This is a genomic window from Fuscovulum ytuae (assembly GCF_029953595.1).
GTDB classification, from domain to species: domain Bacteria; phylum Pseudomonadota; class Alphaproteobacteria; order Rhodobacterales; family Rhodobacteraceae; genus Paragemmobacter; species Paragemmobacter ytuae.
On sequence record NZ_CP124535.1, the window covers coordinates 2,416,011 to 2,441,161 of the forward strand.

Genomic DNA, 25,151 nt, shown 5'->3' on the forward strand with positions numbered 1-25,151 from the left:
CTCTCAACTGGCAAGAAACTTTTTTTCCTAAGCGGGAAAACTTTTCCAAATGCCTAAATTTTTGGCAGGTTTTTCTTGACAGATTGTCGCGGGCCGATTTCCTCTGAGCAAATAAATTTGCCGGAGAGAGAAATGGCGTCAGGGCCTAGCCATCGGTGGCAAAGCAAAAATGGCCTAAGGGAGGGAAAACAATGGGTGATAATCTTAGTACGGTGAACGTCATATTCACTGAGTTCTACTACTGGGTAACAGTGGTTTTCATGTTCCTCATTCACGTGGGGTTTTGCATGTACGAGGTGGGGGCGTCACGTCGGCGCAACCACATGCACACGCTGATGAAGAACACGATGGCCATTCCGTTGATCACGGTCACATTCTTCTTCTTTGGATGGTGGATCTACTTTGCGTTTCCCAGCGGCCTTTACTGGGTCAATTTCGTTGAGGACGCGCTGTTCTACGATCCCAATCTGGTCGCCGGGCCGGCTAGCCCGCTTATGGGGACCCACCTTTCTGGGGCGAACGAAACTGATCTGGCTGCAGGGATCACGGCGGACGGCTTGAATGGCGCGGGGATCTGGCACCGTTTGAACGGTGTGTTCTGGGCGGCCTTTCTTTTGTTCTCGATCACCACAGCGTCAATTGTGTCGGGTGCTGTGATTGAGCGGATCAGGATGGGCGCATTCTGGTTGATCGCGGTCCTGCTGGGGTCTGTCCTGTGGATCACCGATGCCGCTTGGGGGTGGAGCGCGGGAGGCTGGATGGTCAAATATCTTGGCTATCACGATGCCTATGCGTCTGGCGTGGTGCATGCGATCGCCGGGGGTGCAGCGTTGGCGGCATTGATCGTGCTAGGACCACGGCTGGGAAAATTCCGTCCGGATGGAACCCCGCGCGATATCCCGCCGCATAACCCGTGGCTTGTGACGATTGGGCTGTTCATGATCTACACCGGCTTCTGGGGTTTCTATGCCGCATGCAACATCCCCATGATCTCGCCCGAGTCCATCGGCGGACAGATCACCGGGGTAACGTGGACCGCGACCAATATCTACCTGACACCGACAACGCTTTCGGCGATCACGATGAACTTCTTGATGGCGCTTTCGGGCGGCATGATGGCTGGATACATCTTCTCAAAAGGGGATGCGTTCTGGACCTATTCGGCGGGGCTTTGTGGCGTGATCGGTGCCTCTGCGGGCAACGATCTTTATCACCCGATCCAAGCTATGTTCATCGGCGCCATCGTGCCCTACGTGGCCTACAAGCTGCATTTCTGGGTAGAGCGGACCTTCAAGATCGATGACGCCGTCGGGGCCGTGGCTGTGCATGGCTACGGTGGTTTCCTAGGCGTCGTGATCGCGGGCTTTGTTCTTTGGGGAGCGCCGTCATCGCCCTATGAGGGTTATGCGGTCATCACCCCATGGGGCAATTTCATCGGGGCCTGTATCATGGTGCTGTTGGGCTTTGTTCCTGTCTATATCCTCTGCAAGATCCTGAATGGCTTTGGGCTTTTGCGGATTCCGGCGAAGATCGAGCTTGAGGGACTCGATTTCAAAGGGCGTGCTGCCTATGACGCGGCGGTTGCCGAAATCATCGCCGCAGAACGCGCGATGTTGAAGTAGGAAGGGAAAAAATCAAATGTCCACAATAGGTTACTCAAGCTGGGCGGTCGATCTGGCTGATGTCGGCGCGATCTATCCCTTTCAGGGCACCGAAGGGATCATGGTGGTCTTGGGGGTTGCGTTTTGGATCGGGTGGCACGTGCTGCAAATCCGGCAGGAAGAAGAAGAAATCGCAGCCGAGATGAAAGCCGAAAAGCGGGAAGACGCTGCGAGAAAGCTTATCGACGACTATTGATCGGCGTGTGATGTGAAAAACGGGGCGTGCTGTGGCGCGCCCCGTTTGCCTTTTGCGGGCAACAACCTTGCTGCTGCTTTGTCGTCGCGCGTCCTAGATTTGCGGATAAGAGATGACAGACAGGTACCGCGCGGGGAGCTTGATCAACACCTCTGGCCCATGCGGGGCATCGGCATCGAAGAAGAGGCTGTCGCCCGGTTCGAGGTGATAGAGCGTGTCGCCGTGGCGATAGGCCACTTCGCCTTCCAGCATATAAAGAAGTTCGATCCCGTCATGTTGAAAGGCGGGAAAGGTGTCGGATTCCGCAGTTAAAGTAATGACATAGGGTTCAACCACCACCCCCGACCCGTTTGATCCGATATGGCCGAGAAGGTGGTATTGATGGCCCGCGCGGGTGCCGCGTCGTTCGATTTCCAGATGTTCGCCGGCCTTCACATGCTGGCATTCGCGGCGCTCCTCATAGCCCCGAAAGAAGGATGTGATGGGGGTGGAAAAGGCATGCGACAGGATTTGAAGCGTGGTGAGAGAGGGCGAGGTGATGCCATTCTCGATCTTGGAAAGCATGCCGATGGAGAGGCCGGTGACAGAGGCGAGGTCGGCCACCGTCATGCCCTGCTGGCGGCGGAAAGCGCGGACCGAACGGCCGATGGCCATTTCCAGATTCCGTTCGGCGAGTTCGCGGATGCGGTGGGGATCTTGGCTGAAAACGGGTTTGGATTTGGGGATAACCGGTTCGGCACCAGTGTCGGGTGTTGTGTCGAGATCATCCATCCTGTTACCCCGCAGTAAACATACGCGAATGGTTTTTTACTATAAGGAAAAAACTGCGCGGAACAAGACGGCAGTATGGGCAGCAACGGCTGTGCCCTGTTTTGTGCCGGGTTTTGTGCAGCAAACTGTGGGCACGCAGCGGGCGGCGGGTTGAGGGTCTGTTAAGGGGCGGTGGGGTGGAACCCAACCCTAAGGGCCATGGGTAGGGTGGGGTTTTACCCCACCCCTAGAAGGCAGATCGTGCCGCCGTTTCCAGCGCGTGGAAGAGCGAGGCCGCCGATGAACGGGGGCCGATGACCGAAAGGTGGCCTTCGGCGCGGATCACGACATAACAGCCCAAATGTTCGATCACCGTCCGCGTTGCCGCGCCGGGGCCATGCGCGCGCAAGTCGAAGGCAGCGAGGCGTTCGAACATGGCGGGCAAGTCATCGCCCATCACGTCGAAGCGCGCCCATGCGTCGGTCTGTTCTGTCACGCTGGCGGCTTCGCCGAAATGGGGCTTTATGATCGCAACGATATCTTCATGGGTGGCGAAGGGCGCCTCGACCATCCACATGTCGGGGGAAAGCCAGAAGGCGGCATAGGTCGCACCTTTCGCAGCCTTGCCGGGGGGCGGCAGGGGGATGCCTGCGGCATCGGCGATGTCGGCCACAGCCTTGCCTTCGCCCTGACGCGCGGCGAGGGAGGCGAGCGCGGTATCCACCACCTCGGCGATTGTGACGGGGCCGATGCTGACGCTGTGGGGCGCGTCATGGCCAAGGGGGGTGAGGGGTTTCAGACGATGGTCAGCCACGGAGGCGTTCTCCTTCAGGATCGAAGAAGTGGGGGGAGACGATTTCCACCTCTACCTCTGTCTTGGCGAGCAGGTTCACGGCGCGCATCTTCTGGCCAATGCGAGTGTGGCCGTTTTTCAGATAGCCCAGCGCGATGGATGAGCCGAGGTGGGGGGAGTAGACGACGGAGGTAAGCCAGCCGCCATCATTGTCCGCCACGGGGGCCGCCCCAATATCGAGGAAGTGGGAGCCCGCGGTGAGGGGTTTAGACGGATCTACGGGCTTGACGCCCACAAGACGGAGGCCGTCTTCTGCTGTCAGGCCTTCGCGTTGCGACAGGACCATGCCGATGCTGTCTTTCTTTTTCGACACCATCTTGCCCAGCCCCATGTTCAGCGCGGTGGTCTGGCCGTTCAGTTCGTTCCCCGCGACATGGCCCTTTTCCACGCGCATGACGCCCAAGGATTCAGTACCATAGGCGACGGCATTGAATTCTTCGCCCGCGCGCATGAGTTCGCGGATCATCGCATCGCCATAGCGGGTGGGGACGGCGATTTCATAGGCCAGTTCCCCCGAGAAGGAGATGCGGAACAGCCGCGCGCGCAGGCCGCCTGCGACGGTGATGTTTCCGCAGGCCATATAGGGGAAGGCGGCGTCCGAGATATCTTGATCCACCACCTTTTGCAGGAGTTTCCGCGCGTTGGGGCCTGCAACGGAGAATTGGGCCCAGGCTTCCGTCGTGGAGATGAGCTGGACATCCATATCCGGGTAAAGGCATTGGCGGACATATTCGAGATGGCGGAAGACAGGGACGGCATTGGCGGTGGTCGTCGTCATCACCCATTCGTTTTCGCCCATGCGGGCGGTGGTGCCGTCATCCATCACGATGCCATCTTCGCGCAGCATCAGCCCATAGCGGACCTTACCGATGGGGAGGGTGGAGAAGGTGTTGGCATAGACCTTGTCGAGGAAGGCACCTGCGTCACGGCCTTGGATATCGATCTTGCCCAAGGTCGTTACATCGCAAATGCCGACGGAGGCGCGGGTTTGCAGTACCTCGCGGTCCACGGATTGCCGCCATGTGGTCTCAGTGGGTTTCGGGAACCATTGGGCGCGGAGCCACATGCCCACCTCGACGAAGATCGCGCCCTGTTCTGACGCCCATTTGTGGGAAGGGGTCAGGCGGGTGGGTTTGAATTCATGGCCGCGCGAGCGACCCGCAAGCGCGCCCATGGCGACGGGGGTGTAGGGCGGGCGATAAATGGTGGTGCCGGTTTGCGGGATCGATTTGCCGGTGAGTTCGGCCATGATGGCAAGGCCGAGGATATTGCCGGTTTTCCCCTGATCCGTGGCCATGCCGAGGGTGGTGTAGCGTTTCAGGTGTTCGACCGAGGTGAAGTTTTCCTGTTTGGCGAGTTTTACGTCTTTTACGGTGACGTCATTCTGCTGATCGATCCAAGCGCGGCCCTTGCCTTCGGGGACATACCAGAAGGGGGTGAGGTTAAGGGGGGCGTCTTCGGCCTTTGGGATATCGGGGCTATGGGTTGGCATGCCCAGCGCTTCAAGCGCGGCATTGGCTTGGGCTGCCCCTGTTTCCAGCGCGGCATGGGTGGAGAAGTGGCCCGCCGCCGCGCCTGCGGCGGTGAGGTTTTTCGGGCCGTCTGTCGGGGGGGTGAAGGCATGGATGCCTTCGTTCCAGATGGGCCGGCCCCGGTGGTGGCTTGCGATGTTCAGGTTGGGGTTCCAGCCACCCGAAACGCCGAGAGCGGTGACGGGCAGGGTTTCCGAACGACCGTTCGCATGACGGATGGTGATGGATTTCAGGCCAAGGCGGCCTTTGGTATCAATAACTTGGGCCCCCTTCAGGTGGCGGATGCCGGGCAAGAGTTCGCCTTCCTGCCGGGTGTCGATGACGGCGGCGACGTCGATGCCCTTGGCCTGAAAGTCGGTGGCCGTGCGCAGACCGTCATCATTGTTGGTGAAGATGGCGACCCGGTCGCCGACGGTAACTGCATAGCGGTTGGCATAGGTGCGAAGCGCGCCTGCCAGCAGGATGCCGGGGCGGTCGTTGTTTTCGAACGCGATGGGGCGTTCGATAGCCCCTGCGGCAAGGATCGCGTGGCGGGAATAGATGCGCCAGAGGATCTGGCGCGGCTTGCCGGGGGCGGGGATGGGCAGGTGGTCGGAGACGCGTTCGACAGCCGAATAGATGCCGTGGTCCATTGCGCCCAGCACGGTGGTGCGGGGCATCAGGCGGACATTGGGCATTTGCGCAAGGGTGCGGAGGGTATCTTCGGCCCAGTCAGCCCCGGCGTGGTTGCCGATGGTGAGGGTTTCGGCGTTCAGCCGCCCGCCCATGCGGAAATCTTCATCGGCAAGGATGACGCGGGCCCCGGCGCGGCCTGCGGTGAGGGCGGCCATCAGGCCTGCGGGCCCTGCGCCGATGATGAGGATGTCGCAGTGGAGGAAGCCCTTGTCGTAGGCGTCGGGGTCTTCTTCGCGGGTCAGCGTGCCAAGGCCTGCGGCGCGGCGGATAATGGGTTCGTAGAGCTTCTCCCACATGGCGGCGGGCCACATGAAGGTCTTGTAGTAGAAGCCTGCGGCGAAGAAGGGGGAGAGGCGGTCGTTCACGCCCATCAGGTCGAATTTGAGCGAGGGGAAGCGGTTCTGGCTGTTTGCCTCCAGCCCGTCGAAGAGTTCCGCCACGGTGGCGCGGGTGTTGGGTTCCTGACGCGCGCCTGTGCGCAGTTCGACGATGGCGTTGGGTTCTTCGCTGCCCGCAGAAATGGGGCCGCGCGGGCGGTGGTATTTGAAGCTGCGCCCCATGAGGCGGACGCCGTTGGCAAGGAGGGCCGATGCCAGCGTGTCACCCGGATGGCCCGTATAGGGCAGGCCGTCGAAGGTGAAGCGGAGCGTCTTACTCCGGTCGATCTGGCCGCCCTTGATGCGGTTCTCTTGCGTCATTTGCTGCGCCCCTTTGCGCGTGCCACATCGCGGGCGAGTTCGACCTTTGTGATGTCATGCGTCACGGTGTTGCGGGTGACGACGAGCCAAGAGCGGTCGCCCTGTTCGTGGAACCACAGTTCGCGGTGTTCGCCTGCGGGGTTGTCGCGCAGGTAGAGGTAATCGTGAAAGGCGTCCTGCGCGCTGCTGGCATCGGGGAAGGCCATGCCATCGGGACGGTCGATCAGGGCGGCGTCGCCGAGATAGGTGAATTCCTGCGCGTCGCGGGGGCCGAGGAGGGGGTGGTTGATGATCATGATGCCCTCTCAGTGCAGGTTGGGCTGTGCGCCCTGCCCTTTTTCGTCGATCATCAGCCCCTTGCGGAAGCGATCGAAGCGATAGGCGGTGGCGGTGGGATGGGGTTGATCGGTGGCGAGAAGATGCGCGAAGCACCAGCCCGAGGCGGGGGTGGCCTTGAAGCCGCCATAGCACCAGCCGCCGTTGAAATAGAGGCCGTCGATATCGGTCTTGTCGATGATCGGGCTGCCATCCATCGACATGTCCATGATCCCGCCCCATGAGCGCAGAAGGCGGGCGCGGCCAATCATGGGCATGAGGGACATGCCCCCTTCGGCCACATCTTCGACCACGGGCATATTGCCGCGTTGGGCATAGGAGTTGTAGCCGTCGATATCGCCGCCGAAGACGAGCCCGCCCTTATCGGACTGGCTGACGTAGAAATGGCCTGCGCCATAGGTCATGACGCCGTCGATCAGGGGTTTCAGGCCTTCGGAAACGAAGGCCTGCAGGACGTGGGATTCCATGGGCAGGCGCATGTTCACATGGGCCATCACCTTGGAGGAGGAGCCTGCAACAGCGACGCCCACCTTCTTTGCGCCGATGAAGCCGCGCGTTGTGTCCACGCCCGTCACGCGGCCGTTTTCCGTGCGGATGCCAGTGACTTCGCAATTCTGGATCAGATCGACGCCGCGCATGTCGGCCCCGCGCGCATAGCCCCAGGCCACGGCATCGTGGCGGACCGTGCCGCCGCGACGTTGCATCAGCGCGCCCTTGATGGGGAAGCGGGCATTGTCGAAATTCAGGAAGGGATACATGGCGCGGACCTGATCGCGGTTCAGGAGTTCCGCATCCGCGCCGTGCAGGATCATGGCATTGCCGCGCCGGGTATAGGCGTCGCGCTGGGCATCGGTGTGGTACAGGTTGATGATCCCGCGCTGGGATACCATGGCGTTATAGTTGAAGTCCTGCTCCAGCCCTTCCCAGAGTTTCAGGGAAAATTCGTAGAAGGGTTCGTTGCCATCCAGCAAATAGTTGGAGCGGATGATGGTGGTGTTGCGCCCCACATTGCCGCCGCCAAGATAGCCCTTTTCAAGGACGGCGATGCGGGCCTGTTTGAATTCCTTGGCCAAGTAATAGGCCGTGGCGAGGCCGTGCCCACCGCCGCCCACGATGATGTAATCGTAGGATGCTTGGGGTTCCGGGTCGCGCCATGCGGGTTTCCACCCTTTATGGCCTGTCAAAGCCTCGGCGATCACACGAAAGCCGGAATAGCGCATGGTTTTTCCCCTGCTTTGTCTTGCCGCCGAATATGGCGGCGGCGCGGCGCGGGGTAGCATCCATTTCCGCCATCGGCCATTTCGGAACCGACATGGCCGTCGGAAGGCAAGGCGCAGAGGTCAGGCGGGGACGGCGCGGCGCAGGCGAGAGGTGAGGGCAAGCCCTAGGCGATGGGCCTGAAGCGAGAGGACTGGCACGATCACGAGGCTGAGGGCGGTGGAGACGGCGGTTCCTGCAATCACCGCGATGGCGAGGGGTTGGCGGAAGCCCGCGCCTTCGCCCCAGCCCACGAGCGAGGGGATCATCCCGCCGATGATCGCGGCAGAGGTCATCAGAACCGGGCGGGCGCGCAGGCGGGCGGCGGTCAGAAGGGCGGTCGTCGGGTCTTCGCCTTGCAGGATGCGGGACAGTCCTTCATCGACGATCAGGATGGCGTTCTTGGCCACGATCCCCAGCAAGAGCAGCATGGCAAGGATGGCCGGCAGCGACAGGCCCTGCCCGGTGATCGCCAGCCCCATCGCCGCCCCGCCCAGCGCCAGTGGCAGGGTGATGAGGATGACCAGCACCTGACCGAGCGAGCGGTAGAGGGCAAAAAGGACAGCAGCCAGCAGCAAGAGCGCCGAGGCAAGCGCCGTTTGCAGGGCCTGCATCAGATCGGCGCGTTGGGCGGCATCGCCGGTGGCACGGGGCTGGATGCCAAGGGTTGCGGCATCGGTGGTGGCGAGGGCGTCGGACAGGGCAGCGCGGGCGTCGCTGGCGGATTGGCCTTCGGCGCGGTCTGCCATGAGGCGGAGGACGGGCAGGCCGTCTTGGCGTTCCAGGCGCGCCGGGGCGAGGGTCAGTTCAGGCTGGGTAACGGCGGCCAGCGGGAGGAGAGGGCCCGCGCCGGAATGGAGCAGCAGGCTGCGGGCAGGGCCGGGATCCAGCACCAGCGGAAGGCTTGAAAGACCGGGTTGCGGCAGGCGGGCAAGGGGGGCCGCGCTGCGGGTGAGAAGCGAGAGGCTGCGCGCCGCTTCATCCCGCGAAAGGGCAAGGGCATCGACGGCGACGGGATCAAGGATCAGGCGCTGTTCGGGGATCAGCGCGCGATCGACCGCGGCATTGGGCAGGGCGGCGCTGCGGTGCAGGGTGGCAGCAGCGGCGGTGGCGACTTGGTGCAACGAGGCGGGGTCACGGCCTGTGAGCAGGAGTTCGGCCTGTGGGCGGCCCGTTTCGCCCAGCGGGCGCGCGCGGAGGTCGATTTCGATGGCAAGCAGGGCCTGAACATCGCGCTGAATTTCGGCGGCCGGGGCGCGGTCGGACTTGGGGGCCAGATCAAGGATCAGGCGCAGGCGGGTTGGGTCATCTTCGGGGCGGATGGCGGTGGCGTGGCGGATGCCATCCAGTGCGAGAAGGTTGCGTGTCAGGTCGGCAAGCCGTGCCTCGGCCAAGACTGCATCTTCCGCGCGGGGCAGTTCCAGCGCAAAGGTCAGACGGCCCGTATCTTCGGCGGGGATGAAATCACCATCGGCGCGGAAGACAGCCATGGCGGAAAGGGTGATCAGCGCGAGCGTGGCCAGCCCCACCAGAAGCGGATGGCGGAAGGAGGCGGTGAGGAGGCGCATGTGCATCTGGGCAAGGCGGGACGGCGCAGGGCGCGCCGGCGGCGGGGCGGTCAGGTTGGCGGCGCCGACCGTTGGGGTTTCGGGACGGGCGGGCGTGTCGATCCAGCGCGCGGCAAGGGGCGGCAGGACAAGGCGGACAACGGCGAGGGAGGACAGCGCCGCAAGGGCGATCGTGCCGCCGAATTCAAGGAAGTAGCGCCCAGCCATGCCGGGGATCAGGGCCACGGGCAGGAACACGGCGACGATGGCAAGGGTTGTCGCGATGACCGCGCGCCCGATGCGGCGGGTGGCGGCGAGCGTGGCGTTCCAGCGCGATTGGCCAAGGGCGAGGTGGCGGTGGATATTCTCGACCTCGACAATCGCGTCATCGACGACGATGCCGGTGGCAAGGGTCAGCGCCATAAGCGTGATGATATTGAGCGAGAAGCCAAGGACCTGCATCCCCAGCAGCGTGGGCAAAAGCGAGAGCGGCAGGACGATCATCGCCAGCGCGACAGAACGCCAGCCGCGCAGGGCCGCCCAGACCACGGCCAGAACAAGGAGCGCGCCTTCCAGCAGGGCCAGCGTCGTGGCCTGTGCCTGACCGATGACAGTATCAGCGCGGCGATCAATCAGACGGGTGGCGATGCCGTGATCGCGGGAAAAGGCGGCGGCGGCAGTGTCGATGCGGGCAAGGAGATCGGGCAGATCGGCCTCGGGCTGGGGGTAGATGGCCACAAGCACCGCGGGGTGACCGTCCATGCGGGTGCGGCTGGTTTCGGGGCGATGGGCAAGGCGGATATCCGCCAGATCGGACAGGGCAATGGTGGCGCCCGATGCAAGGGTAATGGGCAGGCGGCCCATGGCTTCGGGATTGGCGGCGGGCTGGTCTTCGCCTAGCGAAATAGCGAGGATGCCCGTTGCGGGCGCATCGATCCGGCCACCGTCCGAAGGGGAAAGGCGCGATTGCAGCGCGTCGGCAAGATCGGCCTGCGTCAGGCCGACATCGGCCAGCCGTTCGGGATAAGGCGTGACGACAAGCTCTGGCAGGGTGAGACCGTCGGCATGCAGGCGATCGACCCCCGGCAGGCGATGCAGGGCGGGCAGCAGGCGGTCATGGATGAGGGCCATGCCTGCATCATCCGGCGCAGAAAGCGCGATGCGGGCGGCGACGGATTGGCGGCTGGAACGGGCGGCAAGGCTGGTCACATCAAAGGCGACATCGCCCATGCCGCGCAGGGCGGCGAGGCGGTCGCGCAGATCGCTGACCACGTCATCGGCACGGGAAGGGTCGGCAAGCGGCAGGGACATCGTCACCGATCCGGGCGTGACAGTGACGGAGACCGAGGTGATGCCAGAGATGGCGGTGGCGCTGTCTTCCACAGGCTGCGCAAGAAGAAGGTCGGTGTCGGACAGGGTCAGGCCGGGGGCGGTAAGACGGGCCTCGACAAGATCATCGCCGATATCGGGCAGATGGCGCAGGGGCATCTGGCCAAGGGACACAAGGCCCATCAGGCTGCACAGGCCAATCGCCAAAAGCGGCAGGAAGGGGCGACGGATCGCCCGAAATGCGAGGGTCATGGCAAGAATTCCGCTGCAATGTCGAGAGAGGCGATGCGGCGATAGCCCGGACCTGAGGGAACGGCGACGGCTTCGCCATCCTGCACGAGGTCGGGGGCGCGGGCGATGATGACATCGCCTTCGGAAAGGCCTGAGATCACCTCGACCTTGCCATCCTTGCGCGGTGCGGCAAGGGAGACGGGCGTGGCGATGGCGCGGCCATCAATGATGCGCATCACAGCAGGACTTTCGCCTTGCAGGGTGAGGGCAGCCAAGGGCACCTCGATCGCGAGGCGGCGTTCAAGGACAAGATCCGCCGCAAGGGTCATCCCCGGCAGGAGGGTCGTCTCTTCGGGCAGGTCGAGCCGAAGTGTGGCAAAACCCGTGCGATCCGGGCTGCCGAAGGGCAGGGTAAGAAGGCGGGGGCGCAGCGATGTGCCGTCGGACAGGGTCAGCGGCATGTCCTGCCCGACCACGAGACGCGACAGATGGCCCACAGGCAAGTCAACCGCCAGCGCAAGGCGCCCATGGGCGGCGATGGTGGCGGCAAGGGTGCCGGGCCCCGGACGGGTGCCCGCCTCAAGCGGGAGCGCGAGGATGCGGCCTGCGACGGGCGCTTTCAGCACCGTATCGTCCAGCATGCTGCGGGCCTGATCCACGGCCAGTTCGGCCAGCGCCAATTCATCCTGCGCGAGTTGTAGGGCAGACGCGGCAAGGCTGTAATCGGTTTCGGCGCGGTCCACCTCAAGCGCGGCGGTTTCGCGGCGGGTTTCGGCAGCGGCGCCGTTTTCGGCCAGTTGCGAGACGCGGACCAGGGTATCGCGTTTGCGCGACAACCCGGCCTCGGACAGCTGCAACCTGTCCGAGGCGCTGATTGCCGCGCTTTGCGCGGTTGCGACGCGCAGTTCCGCTTCGCGCAGGGCGCGTTCGGCATTGCGCGGGTCGAGGCTGGCGATGGTTTCGCCGGCCTCGACCCAATCTCCGATGGCAAGGGGGAGATGGGAAACAACGCCATCGGAAACGGGCATGGTGACGGCGATAGGGTCGCGCGCCGTCACGCGGGCAAAAACATGCGTGCGATCCTCGACCACGGCGCGGCGGATGGTTTCCACACTGACGGGTCGGGGGGCCATGGCGGCGCTGTCTGCACGGGCGGCCTCTTCGCCATGGGCGGCAAGGCTGTCGTGCAGGACAAGGATGGCAAAGGTGCAAAGCCAGACCAGCGTCCCGCGCGACAAGAGCCGGAGGACGAACCCGGTTCTGCCTGTTTCGGCGGCGATGACTGTATTGTCCGGCGCGTGCATTCGGTGACCCTCCTTTCCCGGGCGGTTGGGCCGGGACTTGGGGCGAAGATGGCAGAAGACGGCGGCACTGTGGTCTACGCTTGGTCCGGTGAAATTTCGGACGAAGGTCTGAATTTGGGGCAATGCCATGAAAAAAGGGGCCGCATCAGCGGCCCCCTTTTAAAGGTCAGGGACTTCTCAGCGCTTATTCGGCGGCGCTGATCTGCCCGTCGCCAAGGAGAGCGTCGCGGGCGACGCGGGCCTCGGCTGCGGTCAGGCTGCGGCGGGCGCTGGGGCCGTAGGCGGTGAAGTCCATCCCGTCGAGTTGCGGGAAGAGAGCGAGGATTTCCTCGCGCGCCGCCTCGGCCAGCGCCCCCCAGCCGACATGGCCGGGATGGAAGCTTTCCGACGGGGCGCCTTCGGCGATGACCACCTCATGCGCATCGAAGAGCATGTGGAAGTATTCCACCTCGTCGCGTTCTTCGGACCGGATGGTGGTGTCGTTGACCAGAAGCTTGGCCGCGACAAGCACCTCTGCCTCATCGAACAGCAGTTCCGCCTGCCACCCCGTCAGCAGCATCCGGTGCTGGGGCGAAACCGCCAGCGTCCGGTTGTTGCCCAGCGCCCCTGCCTCGATCACGATAGGGGCAAAGCGGCCCTTGCCTGCGACCGTGCTGGACCCGATCCAGCGGATCGGCTGATAGCCGTGGTCAAGCGTGAAGACGAGATCGCCGGGAGCGAGGTCTTCGATCGCGCGTTCGCCTTCGGCTGTCAGGATGCGGGTGCCGCGGGTGAAGCAGACGACCGCGGTGTTTTCGACGTTCAGAAGGGTGCCGTCGACCGCCGCCCCTGCGTTCTGGATGCGCAGGCCACCGGCCCCTTGCAACACGCCGTCCGCCTGATCCGCCCGGAGCCAAGCCAAGGGGTTCGTGAAGGTCGCCCCCGGGTTGTTGGCAAGGAAGGTCGCCAGCGTGGCGTCGTTGTAGAAGCTCGACAGATCGACGAAGTCGTTGTCGTCGGTCGGTGCCCCTGTCGTGCCTTGGATACCGGTCGTCGGGTCGAAGTCGGTGATGGTGTCGGCGCCTTCGGTGGTGAAGACGTCGTTGCCAGCCCCACCCGTGAGGATATCCGCCCCGGCCCCGCCGACCAGCGTGTCGCTGCCGTCGCCACCAAGGAGAGTATCGATCCCGGCCCCGCCATTGAGCGTGTCGTTGCCTTCATCCCCAGAGAGCGAGTCGTTGCCGTCGCCGCCGGTGATGAGGTCGTTGTCAAAGCCGCCAAAGATGACGTCATGGCCAGCGTCGCCCGACAGGGTGTCGTTGTCGTCGAAGCCGAAGATGGTGTCGTTGCCGTCACCGCCCGCGATGGTGTCTTCGTTGTTCGATGGCAGGGGATCGGTCCCGTCATTCGGCAGATCGATCGGCGAAAGAACATCGTTGCCGCCATAGAGCAGGTCGTTGCCCATCCCGCCATCGATGCTGTCGTCGCCTTCGCCACCAAGGACCGTGTCTTCGCCCATCCCGCCAAGGATGGTGTCGTCGTCGACGCCGCCATCGATGGAGTCATTTCCGTCGCCGCCATCGATCACGTCGGCATCGTCGCCCGTCAGGATCGTGTCGTTACCCGCGCCGCCGAAGACCGTATCAAGGTCATCGGTCGGGTTGGTGTCGGAGAAGGCACCAGCCTCGTCCGGTGTGGCCGCCGTGGCGCGGGTGTTGATGAAGTCGTCGCCATCGCCGCCAAGGACGGAGTCCCGACCATCGCCGCCGACGAGGCTGTCATTGCCTACGCCGCCATCCAGCGTGTCGTTGCCGTCATTCCCGGAGAGGGTATCCGCCCCATCGCCGCCTTCGATCCGGTCATCGCCTTCGTTGCCTTCGGCGATGTCGTTCCCGGCACCACCGGTGAGGATGTCGTTGCCCAGACCGCCTTGCAGGCTGTCGGCTTCGTCCCCGCCATCCAGCGTGTCGTTGCCATCGCCGCCTTGCAGGGTGTCGCGGCCTTCGCTGCCGGCAAGGCTATCATCGCCATTGCCGCCGATGAGAAGGTCGTCACCGATACCGCCAACGAGGGTGTCGTTTTCGGACCCGCCATCCAGCGTATCGTTGCCGTCGCCACCAAGAAGCGAGTCTTCGCCCGCGCCGCCCGACAGATCGTCATTGCCGGAGCCGCCGTCGATTGTATCGAGGCCCGCGCCGCCGGTGACGGTGTCGTCGCCCGACCCGGCATTGACGCTGTCATTACCACTGTTGGCGGTGATGTTGTCATTGCCCGAGCCGCCGTCGATCACATCATTGCCGGCACCCGTGGTGATCAGGTCATTGCCCGCACCGGTGGTGACAAGGATCGGGCCCACGCTGCCTGCGCCGCTGATCGTGTCATTGCCGGACCCGGTGGCGAGCTGTTCGATCCCCGTGAAGGTGATGTCGTTTTCGCCATCGGCATCAAGGCCGTTGACCGTGCCCGCACCCGGAACCGCCGGGTTGTAGTTGACGGTGACGTTGCCGGTCTGATCCGACAGATCCAGAAGGTCGCCGGCATCGCCATTGGCCGGGTCATCCGGGCTGCCAGAGGAGCCATCGGTGCCGCCGTCGATCTGCGCGTTGATGTTCGGATCGGAGGTATCGACGGTAAAGACATCGTCGCCCGTGCCGCCCGCGGCCGTATCGGCCCCGCCAACGATGATGTCGTCATCGCCGACGCCGCCATCGACCTGATCCGCACCCGCGCCGCCTTGCAGCGTGTCTGCGCCCGCACCGCCAAGGAGCGTGTCGTTGTCCGCGCCACCGGCAAGGCTATCGGCCCCTTCGCCACCATCGAGACGATCGTCACCAATGCCGCCTTGCAGCGTATCGGCCCCTTCGCCGCCGGAGAGCGAGTCGTTGCCATCACCGCCCGACAGGCTGTCGGCACCTTGACCGCCTTCCAGCGTATCGGCCCCGGCATCGCCCGAGAGGGTGTCATTCCCTTCACCGCCTTGCAGAAGGTCGTCGCCGATATTGCCCGACAGGCTGTCATCGCCTGTGCCGCCATCGACCGTGTCATTGCCCTGACCGGCATCAACCGTGTCATTGCCCTGACCCGCTGCGATGCTGTCGTTCAGCCCATCGGAGCCATCGATCTGATCCCCCTGCGGGTCGGTGAAAGGCGTGCCACCTGCGCCGCTGGTGGGCGTCATCAGGTCACCGCCTGCGGTGCCGTCGACCACACCATTGGTATCCACCAGCACCCGTTCGATTTCCGAATAGTTGATGGTGACGGTCTGGCCCGCGCTGTTCTGGAAGGTGGCGATGCCGCTTTCCGCACCGGAGGTGGTGATCACGACATTGGTCAGGCCGCGCAGATCCAGCACATCGCCGGTTCCGCCATTGGTGGGATCGGACAGATCCTCGCCGCCTTCGCCGCCGATGATGGTGATGGCGGCATTGCCCGAAAGCGCCGGGTTGATGCGGAATTCGTCATCGCCGTCGCCGCCTTCGGCACGGTCGCCCGCGCCGACGACCAGATCGTCGTCACCAGCCCCGCCGGTAAGCAGGTCATTGCCTGCGCCTGCGGTCAAGAGATCGGACCCTTCGCCACCGGTCAGCGTATCGTTGCCGTCGCCGCCATCCAGGGTGTCATTGCCTGCGTCGCCGGTCAGGTTGTCATCGCCGGCACCGCCGGTGAGGCTGTCACCGCCCAGTCCGCCGATGATGGTATCGGCATCCGCGCCGCCGTCGACGGTATCGTCGCCGTCACCTGCGGTGATGCTGTCCGCCCCGGCATCGCCAGTGATGCTGTCGGCACCTGCGCCGCCATCGATCGTATCGGCACCGTCGCCGCCGATGATGCTATCGGCACCTTCGCCACCCGACAGGCTGTCTGCCCCGGCACCACCATCAAGCGTATCGGCCCCGGCATCGCCCGAAAGCGTATCGTTGCCACCTTCGCCCGACAGCAGGTCATCATCCGCGCCGCCATCAAGGCTATCGTTGCCGGTGCCGCCGATCAGGGTATCGCGGCCGTCTTCGCCCAAGAGCGTGTCATTGTCGGCCCCGCCGGACAGCAGGTCATCCGACTGGCCGCCCGACAGCACATCATTGCCAGCGCCGCCATCGAGCGTGTCATTGCCGCTGCCACCGATCAGGCTGTCATCGCCGATATTGCCAGAGAGGATGTCATTCCCGATGCCGCCATCGATCGTGTCATTGCCCAGACCACCGTCAACCGTATCGTTGCCAGCGCCTGCTGCGATGTTGTCGTTGACGCCATCGGCCCCATCGATCTGGTCGCCCTGCGGATCGCGGAAGGGCGTGCCGCCCGGGCCGCTGGTCGGGGTCATCAGATCGCCCGCCCCGGACCCGTCGACAACGCCGTCGGCCGAGCTGAGGACCGTTTCGATTTCCGAGAAGGTCAGGGTGACACGGACCCCCGCGCTGTTCAGGTAGCTGACCGTCCCGCTTTCCGAGGTGCCGGTGATCGGGTCGGGGTTGTCATAGGTGATGACCGCGCCATTGAGCCCGCGGATATCAAGGATATCACCGATGCGCCCGCCGGGGTTGTTGGTCGGGTCAATGACGGCCTCTTCATCCGTCTCGCCGCCGATCACGGTGATCGGTGCGCTGCCAAGAAGGTTCGGGTCGATGATGAATTCATCATCCCCTGCCCCGCCCTGTGCGGTATCGCCCGCCCCGACAACGATGTCGTCATCGCCTGCGCCGCCGATCAGCAGATCATTGCCGTTACCACCCGCCAGCGTGTCGCCGCCGTCGCCACCGGAGAGGGTATCGTTGCCCTCGCCGCCCGTCAGGCTGTCATTGCCGCTGCCGCCCGAAAGGCTGTCATTGCCGTCACCACCGCCGAGCGTGTCGTTGCCGCCATCGCCCGACATGGTGTCGTCGCCCTGGCCGCCGATGAGGTCATCGTCGCCAGACCCGCCTTCCATAATGTCGTTGCCATTGCCACCATCCAGCGTATCGGCACCTTCGCCGCCCGTGAGCGTGTCATTGCCATCGCCACCAGAGAGGCTGTCGTCATCGGCGCCACCATCGAGGGAGTCGTTGCCGCCACCGCCGATCAGCGTGTCGTCGCCGTCATTGCCCTGAAGCGTGTCGCTGCCCTCACCGCCATCCAGCAGGTCGTTGCCGCCGCCGCCCGTCACACTGTCATCGCCGCCGCCGGAATTGACGGTGTCATTGCCAGCGCCTGCGACGATGGTGTCGTTGCCGACGCCCGTGAGGATTTCGTCATTGCCAGAACCGCTATCGATGACCAGCGGGCCAAGGCAGGAGATTGCGTCGACAGTGTCATCGCCGGAACCGGTGAGGACCCTTTCAATCTCGGTGAAGGTGATGTCGGGGCCGGCATCGCCGTCCAGACCATTGACCGTGCCAGCTTCCGGGTTGGTGCCGTAGGTGAGCAGAAGGTCATTCGTCAAAGCTGACAGGTCGAGCGTGTCACCCGCATTGCCATTGGTCGGATCATCGCCCGCACCCACGGTGCCGTCGGTGCCGCCGTCGATCGTGGCATTGACATTCGGCGCCGTGTCCGAGCCGTCGATGACGAAGACATCATCCCCGCTCCCGCCCGTGGCGCTATCGCCGCCGCCGATGGCGATGAGGTCATCGCCTTGGCCGCCGGACAGCGTGTCGTTGCCTGTGCCGCCGGACAATGTATCCGCCCCGTCATTGCCGAGGAGAGAGTCATTGCCGTCGCCGCCTGCGACACTGTCATTGCCAGTACCGCCATCGACCGTGTCATTGCCAAGGCCTGCATCGACCGTGTCATTGCCCGCGCCCGCGGCGATGCTGTCATTGTTCCCGTCGGTGCCATCAATCTGGTCGCCATCGGCATCGGTAAAGCCGGGAACAAGGTTGTCGGCGCCCGGCGTGCCATCCACCACGCCATTGCTGTCGCGGAGGATCGTCTCGACCTGGAAGAACTGCAGGGTCGAGCCGTCGGCGAAGGTCACCGTGCCCTGCTGCGCGCCTGCATCAGTGGCATCCGCCGTGGCGCTGATCGTCACCGGGCCCGCGCCGCGCAGGTCGAGCACGTCGTTGTCGGTGTTCTGGTCGGGGCCGTTGCCGCCGACGAAGATGTCGCCCGCGCCATTGGCCGCGCTGCCCACGGCCAGCGTGTCATTGCCGCCTTCACCCCAGCTTTGGTCGGCGCCAAGGCCGCCCACGAACAGATCGTTGCCACCGGCACCGTCCTGATCCGCGATCTGCTGGGCGACACTCAGCGTGCCAAAGCCCTGCGCGTTGTCGCCATAGGTGATGTCGTCGCCCGCGCCGCCCACGATCGTGTCGATGCCCGTGCCGCCGAAGATCGTGTCGTTGCCAGCCTCGCCAAGCAGGCTGTCATTGCCATCCTCGCCGCGCAGGCTGTCATTGCCATCCCCGCCGCGCAGAACGTCGTTTTCGGTGCCACCGCGCAGGTCGTCGTTGCCGGCACCGCCATCAAGCGTGTCGGCCCCCGCACCGCCGGCGATGAAGTCGGCCTCCGTGCCGCCGTCGATGATGTCATTGCCGTCGCCACCGCGCAGGTCATCGGCCCCGGCCCCGCCGAGGATCGAATCGTCGCCCGTGCCGCCGTCGATGAACTCGTTGCCCGCGCCGCCATCGATCGTGTCGTTGCCCTCATTGCCGCGCAGGTTGTCAGCGCCGTCGCCGCCGGAGATGCTGTCATCGCCTGCATTGCCTTCGACGAAGTCGTCGCCCGCATCGCCAAAGATCACGTCATTGTCGTTGCCGCCGCGCAGGTCGTCATTGCCCAGCCCGCCGCTCAGCGTGTCGCTGCCGTCGCTGCCGCGCAGCAGGTCATTGTCGTCGCCGCCAAAGAGGGAGTCGTTGCCGATGCCGCCGTCGAGGGAATCCGTCCCCGTGCTGCCACGCAGATCGTCATTGCCCGCGCCGCCAAGGATCGTGTCGTTGCCCGTGCCGCCGTCGACGAAGTCGTTGTCGGCGCCGCCGTCGATGTTGTCGTTGCCGTCACCGCCACGCAGGTTGTCAGCGCCGTCATTGCCAAGGACCGTATCGTCGCCCGCGCCCGCATCGACGAAGTCATTGCCGGTGCCGCCGTCGACGCTGTCATTGCCGCCGCCCGAGCGGATGTCGTCATTGCCGCCATTGCCGAAGATCGTGTCGGCGCCCTCGGTGATCAGGTCGCCCTGCGCATCCGCATAGCCCACGGGCATGAACTCGCCCGTCTCGGCCCCGTCCACAGTGCCGTCGGCGTCTTGAAGGATCGTCTCGACCTGGAAGAACTGCAGGGTCGAGCCGTCGGCGAAGGTGACGGTGCCCTGCTGCGCGCCTGCATCAGTGGCATCCGCCGTGGCGCTGATCGTCACCGGGCCCGCGCCGCGCAGGTCGAGCACGTCGTTGTCGGTGTTCTGGTCGGGGCCGTTGCCGCCGACGAAGATGTCGCCCGCGCCATTGGCCGCGCTGCCCACGGCCAGCGTGTCATTGCCGCCTTCACCCCAGCTTTGGTCGGCGCCAAGGCCGCCCACGAACAGATCGTTGCCACCGGCACCGTCCTGATCCGCGATCTGCTGGGCGACACTCAGCGTGCCAAAGCCCTGCGCGTTGTCGCCATAGGTGATGTCGTCGCCCGCGCCGCCCACGATCGTGTCGATGCCCGTGCCGCCGAAGATCGTGTCGTTGCCAGCCTCGCCAAGCAGGCTGTCATTGCCATCCTCGCCGCGCAGGCTGTCATTGCCATCCCCGCCGCGCAGAACGTCGTTTTCGGTGCCACCGCGCAGGTCGTCGTTGCCGGCACCGCCATCAAGCGTGTCGGCCCCCGCACCGCCGGCGATGAAGTCGGCCTCCGTGCCGCCGTCGATGATGTCATTGCCGTCGCCACCGCGCAGGTCATCGGCCCCGGCCCCGCCGAGGATCGAATCGTCGCCCGTGCCGCCGTCGATGAACTCGTTGCCCGCGCCGCCATCGATCGTGTCGTTGCCCTCATTGCCGCGCAGGTTGTCAGCGCCGTCGCCGCCGGAGATGCTGTCATCGCCTGCATTGCCTTCGACGAAGTCGTCGCCCGCATCGCCAAAGATCACGTCATTGTCGTTGCCGCCGCGCAGGTCGTCATTGCCCAGCCCGCCGCTCAGCGTGTCGCTGCCGTCGCTGCCGCGCAGCAGGTCATTGTCGTCGCCGCCAAAGAGGGAGTCGTTGCCGATGCCGCCGTCGAGGGAATCCGTCCCCGTGCTGCCACGCAGATCGTCATTGCCCGCGCCGCCAAGGATCGTGTCGTTGCCCGTGCCGCCGTCGACGAAGTCGTTGTCGGCGCCGCCGTCGATGTTGTCGTTGCCGTCACCGCCACGCAGGTTGTCAGCGCCGTCATTGCCAAGGACCGTATCGTCGCCCGCGCCCGCATCGACGAAGTCATTGCCGGTGCCGCCGTCGACGCTGTCATTGCCGCCGCCCGAGCGGATGTCGTCATTGCCGCCATTGCCGAAGATCGTGTCGGCGCCCTCGGTGATCAGGTCGCCCTGCGCATCCGCATAGCCCACGGGCATGAACTCGCCCGTCTCGGCCCCGTCCACAGTGCCGTCGGCGTCTTGAAGGATCGTCTCGACCTGGAAGAACTGCAGGGTCGAGCCGTCGGCGAAGGTGACGGTGCCCTGCTGCGCGCCTGCATCAGTGGCATCCGCCGTGGCGCTGATCGTCACCGGGCCCGCGCCGCGCAGGTCGAGCACGTCGTTGTCGGTGTTCTGGTCGGGGCCGTTGCCGCCGACGAAGATGTCGCCCGCGCCATTGGCCGCGCTGCCCACGGCCAGCGTGTCATTGCCGCCTTCACCCCAGCTTTGGTCGGCGCCAAGGCTGCCCTGGAACAGATCGTTGCCACCGGCACCGTCCTGATCCGAAATCTGCTGGGCGACACTTAGCGTGCCAAAGCCCTGCGCGTTGTCACCATAGGTGATGTCGTCGCCCGCGCCGCCGTTGATGATGTCAGATTCGCTGCCACCGATGACGGTATCGTTGCCGTCACCCGCGAGAAGCTGGTCATTGCCGGACCCGCCGAACAGCTCGTCATTGCCGGACCCGCCGCGCAGGTCGTCATTGCCGCTGCCGCCGGTAAGCGTGTCATTGGCGGTGCCGCCGTCGAGGAAATCGTCGCCAGATCCGCCAAACAGCCCATCTGCGCCATCGCCGCCACGGATGTCGTCGTTGCCTTCATCGCCGTTGAGGTTGTCGTTGCCCGCGCCACCGTCGATGAAATCGTTATCAAGGCCACCCGAGACGAAGTCATTGCCGCCGCCTGCGCGAATGTCGTCATCGCCGCCATTGCCGAAGATGACGTCATCGCCATCGGTGATCAGGTCGCCGCCGCCATCGTTCGGTGCGTTGGCGTCACTATAGCCAACCGGCATGAATTCGCCGGTGTTTTCGCCGTCCACAACCCCATTGGGCAGCGGGTTGTCGGCCAGAATCGTTTCGACCTGGAAGAACTGCATCGTCGAGCCGTCGGCGAAGGTCACCGTGCCCTGCCGTGCGCCTGCATCGGTCGCATCCGCCGTGGCCGAGATCGTCACCGGGCCCGCGCCGCGCAGGTCGAGCACGTCGTTGTCGGTGTTCTGGTCGGGGCCGTTGCCGCCGACGAAGATGTCGCCCGCGCCATTGGCCGCGCTGCCCACGGCCAGCGTGTCATTGCCGCCTTCACCCCAGCTTTGGTCGGCGCCAAGGCTGCCCTGGAACAGATCGTTGCCACCGGCACCGTCCTGATCCGAAATCTGCTGGGCGACACTTAGCGTGCCAAAGCCCTGCGCGTTGTCACCATAGGTGATGTCGTCGCCCGCGCCGCCGTTGATGATGTCAGATTCGCTGCCACCGATGACGGTATCGTTGCCGTCACCCGCGAGAAGCTGGTCATTGCCGGACCCGCCGAACAGCTCGTCATTGCCGGACCCGCCGCGCAGGTCGTCATTGCCGCTGCCGCCGGTAAGCGTGTCATTGGCGGTGCCGCCGTCGAGGAAATCGTCGCCAGATCCGCCAAACAGCCCATCTGCGCCATCGCCGCCACGGATGTCGTCGTTGCCTTCATCGCCGTTGAGGTTGTCGTTGCCCGCGCCACCGTCGATGAAATCGTTATCAAGGCCACCCGAGACGAAGTCATTGCCGCCGCCTGCGCGGATGTCGTCATTGCCGCCATTGCCGAAGATGACGTCATTGCCTTCGGTGATCAGGTCGCCCTGCTGGTCGAAATAGCCGACGGGCATGAACTCGCCCGTCTCGGCCCCGTTGACGACGCCGTCGGCAGGTACTCCACCATCGTAGAAGCCGTAGCTTACGTCAACGTTTTCCTCGGTCTCGTTGGAGGACAGGAAGTAGAAGACCGAGTCGCCATTTGGGAAAATGTCGCTGTCAAACGCGTATTCATCGCCCTCTAGGAAACCATTCGCACTGCCAGAATTGCCGACCGCGTTTTGCCGCGCCAGCGTGGCTCCGTTAACGCTCGTGGGGACCCTGATGCCGTAGTCCCCTGCTGCAAGACCATCAAAGAAATAGAAACCGTTTGCATCCGTGGTCGTGGTGGCAATCACCGTGCCAAAGTTGCCTGGAACAATCAGTTGAACCGTAATGCCAGATAATCCGGGGTCGAGGGCATTCGGGTCGGTTTGACTCTTACCCTGAAGCTCGAGATTGTCGAGGTCTTGGTCGAGTGTAACGCGTCCTTGAATTCTGGCCATGATCACTACTCCTTAGGAATTACACGACCGGACGCAGCACAGCGTCGGGCCGGAAACATTGAACGGGATGTGCGCGACCGAATGCCGTGTGGGGCGCGCGTGGGGATAGCGGTTCGGGCGCATAAACACGTCATGCGAGCCGAGGACGCAGCGCAGGCTGCGTGCAGGATTGGATTCGTTTTGGCGACACAGCGCAGATGCGGCCCGAAAGCCGATCATGCGGTCGCTCGGCGCCTTGTGGGCGCGCTTTTGGCGATCAGCCGATCTGCGCACGCGCTTGGCGACGCGCCACTCGAGCTTCAATGGATGAGGAGCCGTCCCATGACCTCTGCAAACCAAATGGCCCAAAGGCATGAACTCGATGGTGTCGGCCCCGTCATCAAGGTAGCCTTTGTCACGCGGATTAATCGTGATCATACGAGGGACCCGCCGTTACATGGACAGCTGGACGGGGATGCGGGGATGCGATCTGCCCGATCAAAAAGGGCAGACGCCTCAACGGGCGAAGGCTGGATGGATTTCGTCGGCCGACCGAAGCCGGGGCCGCGCATAAGGCCGCGGGACAGCGTTTCGGAACGCTTTGCGATCAACGCGACTGAGAATGTAGCACACACATTCGTACCCACAGACATACTCACTACTAGCCATGCATCCACCTTGGTCGAGGCATGACCCACCCCTATGTCAGATGACGACAATCGATTTAGGAGTCTAACCGATGCGTTCCGTTTTTCGGAATGAGGCGCTTCGGGGCCGGTGCTACGTCCTGTTTCTAAGGTGCTGACTTTGTTATTTTTTAAATATTTTTCAACATCTTACAGTCCATCATTCAAGATTCAGGGATGGACTATGCCGGATGGTGGCGGGGATTTTTTCCAACTTGGCAACAGTGCGGCTTATGGTCATTGGCGCATATCGCTCAACCCTCGCGGTAGAATTGGCGGGTGCGATGCATTCTGACAGGAATCTTAGGGTGATTCCCTTGGTCGTGACTGGTGCTGTGCCCAAGGGGCACGAGGCGGGTCGCGCGACAGGGTTCTGTGCAAGGGTTCGGCAGACCTAGAGACTACGGAATTCGACCACCGCCGCAAGGCAGGTCTTGATCGCGCTATGGGCCGAGGTGGCCGTAGAGAAGAGGGGCAGCCCGTCGCGCGGTTCGACGCGGATCACGGCAGGGCTGCCCATGCGCCCGCGGAGGCTGATGAAGAGGGCCGTCTCGCCCCATAGTGCGCCGGGAGCCTTGCGCAGACGTCGGCCTTCGGCACCGCTGCGAATTGCCTCGGCCAGTTCGGGTTGGGCCGTTTCCAGCACCTTGGTGAAATGACGGACCAACTGCTGCGGCGTCATAGCCGCGCGCAAGGTGAAAAGGAGCAGATCCTCGTCTATGTCAAACCGCAGGCCTGCCGTCGTCATGCGGCGCGTGGTGTCGAGAAGGTCGGGCTGTCCTGCGGCATCCATGGTGAAGAGGTCGAAATGGACCGGATGTTCGGCACCAAGATCGTGCAGCACATCCGCCACTTCGGTGAATTCCGCGTCGGAGAAATGCGCGTTGGCGAATAGTTCGTCCAGATGCGTGGCAAGTTCGATCAGCTTGCCACCGCGGCGCACACGCACCCACCCCGCGTCGCGCAGCGTTTGCACGATACGCCAAGTGGCTGTCTTGGATATGCCAAGTTCGACCTTCAGGCTGTCATAGCTAAGAGGCCCGATCCGGGCGATGCATTCAATCGCACGCAACATGCGCAGCGATGGATTGTCCCGAGGGGACGCAGGGTCGGAGGCACCGTTTACAATCATAATGCCGCAAACTTTGTACTCGTTACACTCGCTCCGACCCTGCAATCATGTCCAGTCAGCCTATCATCCTGGTTGATGTTGCGGCAACATCTTCCGGGCAATTTGGTTTGGCGCTGGCCATGCCGGGGCATCTATCGGCTGGCCCTCGGGTTCCCAAGAATGCCGACCATGACATGCACGGTTTTTTCGTGAATGGGTAATCTGTCCCACTCGTGTTGGGTGTTCGCGCGGGGCGGCTGCGGCAGGTTCTGCAAGGTGGGGAAGGGGTGGCGCGGATTGCCCGTTGCGGACCACTTCTTTCGGATAGGTACGCAAGCCTGACGTATAAGGGCCGGCG

Annotated in this window: 12 protein-coding genes; 2 read left to right on the top strand and 10 right to left on the bottom strand. The window is 64.0% G+C overall.

Annotated features, from left to right (window positions below):
• Positions 1–191 precede the first annotated feature (191 nt).
• Positions 192–1,622, top strand: coding sequence for an ammonium transporter (locus tag QF092_RS11760; RefSeq protein ID WP_281464093.1), 1,431 nt, complete (start codon positions 192–194; stop codon positions 1,620–1,622).
• A 16-nt stretch (positions 1,623–1,638) separates the two neighbouring features.
• Positions 1,639–1,857, top strand: a complete 219-nt coding sequence (locus QF092_RS11765) for a hypothetical protein (RefSeq protein WP_281464094.1) — start codon at positions 1,639–1,641, stop codon at positions 1,855–1,857.
• A 93-nt stretch (positions 1,858–1,950) separates the two neighbouring features.
• On the opposite strand, the gene QF092_RS11770 is transcribed toward QF092_RS11765, so the two are convergent.
• From QF092_RS11770 to QF092_RS11815, 10 genes are all read right to left on the bottom strand, one after another.
• Positions 1,951–2,511 (bottom strand): helix-turn-helix domain-containing protein, encoded by a 561-nt coding sequence (locus QF092_RS11770; protein WP_281469948.1) that lies wholly within the window; start codon positions 2,509–2,511, stop codon positions 1,951–1,953.
• A 343-nt stretch (positions 2,512–2,854) separates the two neighbouring features.
• Complete coding sequence (locus tag QF092_RS11775; protein WP_281464095.1) at positions 2,855–3,421, bottom strand: sarcosine oxidase subunit gamma; 567 nt, start codon at positions 3,419–3,421, stop codon at positions 2,855–2,857.
• Positions 3,414–6,365, bottom strand: a complete 2,952-nt coding sequence (locus QF092_RS11780; protein ID WP_281464096.1) for a sarcosine oxidase subunit alpha family protein — start codon at positions 6,363–6,365, stop codon at positions 3,414–3,416. Before QF092_RS11780 ends, QF092_RS11775 begins: the two co-directional genes overlap by 8 nt.
• On the bottom strand, positions 6,362–6,661 hold the full coding sequence (locus tag QF092_RS11785) for a sarcosine oxidase subunit delta (protein WP_281464097.1): 300 nt from the start codon (positions 6,659–6,661) through the stop codon (positions 6,362–6,364). The genes QF092_RS11780 and QF092_RS11785 overlap by 4 nt, the downstream gene beginning before the upstream one ends.
• Before the next feature lie 9 nt (positions 6,662–6,670).
• A complete protein-coding gene (locus QF092_RS11790; protein ID WP_281464098.1) occupies positions 6,671–7,921 on the bottom strand; it encodes a sarcosine oxidase subunit beta family protein in 1,251 nt (416 codons plus the stop codon).
• A gap of 120 nt (positions 7,922–8,041) precedes the next feature.
• A complete protein-coding gene (locus tag QF092_RS11795; protein WP_281464099.1) occupies positions 8,042–11,086 on the bottom strand; it encodes an efflux RND transporter permease subunit in 3,045 nt (1,014 codons plus the stop codon).
• Positions 11,083–12,369, bottom strand: a complete 1,287-nt coding sequence (locus tag QF092_RS11800) for an efflux RND transporter periplasmic adaptor subunit (protein ID WP_281464100.1) — start codon at positions 12,367–12,369, stop codon at positions 11,083–11,085. The genes QF092_RS11795 and QF092_RS11800 overlap by 4 nt, the downstream gene beginning before the upstream one ends.
• A 184-nt stretch (positions 12,370–12,553) precedes the next feature.
• Positions 12,554–23,017 (bottom strand): Hint domain-containing protein, encoded by a 10,464-nt coding sequence (locus tag QF092_RS11805; protein ID WP_281464101.1) that lies wholly within the window; start codon positions 23,015–23,017, stop codon positions 12,554–12,556.
• Between the two features lie 12 nt (positions 23,018–23,029).
• Positions 23,030–23,434, bottom strand: coding sequence for a hypothetical protein (locus QF092_RS11810; protein ID WP_281464102.1), 405 nt, complete (start codon positions 23,432–23,434; stop codon positions 23,030–23,032).
• Between the two features lie 642 nt (positions 23,435–24,076).
• On the bottom strand, positions 24,077–24,757 hold the full coding sequence (locus QF092_RS11815) for a hypothetical protein (protein ID WP_281464103.1): 681 nt from the start codon (positions 24,755–24,757) through the stop codon (positions 24,077–24,079).
• Between the last annotated feature and the right edge of the window lie 394 nt (positions 24,758–25,151).